The sequence below is a fragment of the Ferruginibacter sp. genome, assembly GCF_031430955.1.
In the GTDB taxonomy this organism is placed as follows: domain Bacteria; phylum Bacteroidota; class Bacteroidia; order Chitinophagales; family Chitinophagaceae; genus Ferruginibacter.
In genome coordinates this window covers 1-2,093 of the sequence record NZ_JANPCM010000624.1, presented here as the reverse complement: position 1 = coordinate 2,093, position 2,093 = coordinate 1, and the positions used below count along the sequence as shown (strand labels likewise).

Genomic DNA, 2,093 nt, shown 5'->3' with positions numbered 1-2,093 from the left:
TAATTTATATCACTAATTCTTACCGGTACAGTAATTACAGCAATTTTATTTTCAGGCATTATTAGTTTTACTCTTGCCATTTTTTTTATAAAGATAAAATTCCCTTCTTGATAAAATTCCCCTTATTTACAAAAAATATTACTCATTGCAGAGTTTTTAATGACTAATGTCTCAACGACCAATGACTTTTAATAAAAAAATAAGGCTTCACGCTAGGAGTGAAGCCGTTATTTATAAAACCTATATAGTAGATCGGGTAATCATTTTTTCTCTTCTAAAACGTTACTCAGCTCCATAATGTCCATAAAATTAGAAAGTGATGGAGCTACAACATTATTGGTCATCTTATCTCTCCATTTGGCAAAAGTGTTCTTCCACTTTGCACTTTCTTTAATTATTACATCAAGGTTTTCTTGCAGCTCGGGATTTTTATCGGTCAAATAACCAATTATATTAGAAAATTTAGAAGATACTTTTATTGTTTGTCCATCGGGGCCGGTAATACTGATGTAAGTATTTGGGGTATTCATTAATGCAATATCCATCGGTGTTTCTCCATTGGCGGTTTGCAATTTTTCTTTGTTGCCAATTGCAGGGTCTTGTGCTAAATCTTCTGCTTTATTACCTTTTACATAATCTGCAACAGGCGTTTCTTGTGTTTGCGCCGGTGTTGCTTTTTTAGCAGGGTTGTAAGCAGTTTGTTCTTTTGTCAATTTTTTTTCTTGAGTATCAGAGGCAGGCAAGGTTGTTTTTTCTGTGCCGGCAACTGGTGTATTTGTTTGCCGACTTTGTGGGGTTACAGAAGAAGCGATAGAATTAATTGCATCATCTTTTTTATTACTGCTTAACCAAATGGCGGTTGCAATAATTGCAATAACAGATGCTGCTGCGGCCATTCTAAAATAAATGACTTTTTGGTTTTTCTTATTATTTTGCAGCGGAACTATTTTTGTTTCGCTCTTATCTAATTCACTGGCAATATTTTTCCAGGCATCAGCCGGGGCTTCTGCATTATAATTGTATAAACGTTCTGTAAATGAAGTTGATGATTGCTGTTCTTCTTCATCAAGTGTATTAAAAATATTTACTAAAACTTTATCCGGCGCCGTTGTTTCAAAAGCAAGTATTTTTATTTTAAAATCTGTTGCTGCTGTTTCATTTTCTTTGTCCAGTTCATTGGTAATATTCACCCACACACCTTCTGGAGGTGTTACCTGGTGGCTGAGTATTTTATTTAACCAATTGGTGGGCATTATTAATTTTTATTAAGGTCAGATTTATTTTAACTTTTCTTCTACCATTTTTTTTAAAATAGCTTTAGCCCTTGCTAACTGCGATTTGCTGGTACCCTCACTTATTCCTAAAATTTCTCCAATATCTTTATGGGCATATCCTTCAATTACATACATGTTAAACACCTGCCTGTAGCCGGGGCTAAGTTCCTGAATCATTTTTATCACATCTTTTTCGGCAAGGTTATCCAGCGCATTCCACGATGGGTCTTCAACCGTTACCTCCTGCGAATCTGTAACAGAAAATTTCTTAACCGACTTTCTAAAATGTTCAATAGAAGTGTTTACAAAAATCCTGCGTATCCATCCCTCAAACGAACCCTCGCCACGAAATTTCTCCAGGTTTTTAAAAATTTTTATAAAGCCATCTTGTAAAAGATCCTGGGCATCTTCTGCATCTTTACAATACCTTAAACAAACCGCATACATTTTAGATGAAAAACGGTGGTAGAGCATTTCCTGCATCTTCCGGTCTTTATTTAAGCATCCTTTAATTATGTCGGTTTCAGATAGCAATAGGTTGCTTTCGTTAGTCAAAATAAGATAGGTTTTGTTGAATAATAAATAATTTTTTCGATTAGCTTCAACGGGAACTTATAAAAACAATTAATTTTTCCAGTGCTTTTTTGCGGTGGCTGTATCTGGATTTTTCCTCCATACTCATTTCCGCAAATGTTTTTTCACTTTCGTCAGGTACAAAGACGGCATCGTAACCAAAACCGTTGCTTCCTTTTTTTTCTGCTGTTATAGTGCCTTTGCATATGCCTTCAAACAAATATTCTTTATCATCTAAAATTAATG

The 2,093-nt window shown here is 34.7% G+C and carries 3 protein-coding genes; all 3 read right to left on the bottom strand.

Going from position 1 to position 2,093, the window contains the following annotated elements:
- Nucleotides 1-260: 260 nt before the first annotated feature.
- Complete coding sequence (locus tag ACY65O_RS17705) at nucleotides 261-1,253, bottom strand: hypothetical protein (protein WP_462222188.1); 993 nt, start codon at nucleotides 1,251-1,253, stop codon at nucleotides 261-263.
- Between the two features lie 24 nt (nucleotides 1,254-1,277).
- Nucleotides 1,278-1,829 (bottom strand): RNA polymerase sigma factor, encoded by a 552-nt coding sequence (locus ACY65O_RS17700; protein ID WP_462222187.1) that lies wholly within the window; start codon nucleotides 1,827-1,829, stop codon nucleotides 1,278-1,280.
- A gap of 46 nt (nucleotides 1,830-1,875) precedes the next feature.
- Nucleotides 1,876-2,093: non-canonical purine NTP pyrophosphatase (locus ACY65O_RS17695; RefSeq protein ID WP_462222186.1), on the bottom strand; the 218-nt coding region annotated here is incomplete at its 5' end.

What these genes read in the sequence shown, in the direction of transcription:
- ACY65O_RS17705 (WP_462222188.1), bottom strand. Translation starts at nt 1,253, where the DNA reads ATGCCCACCAATTGGTTAAATAAAATACTCAGCCACCAGGTAACACCT.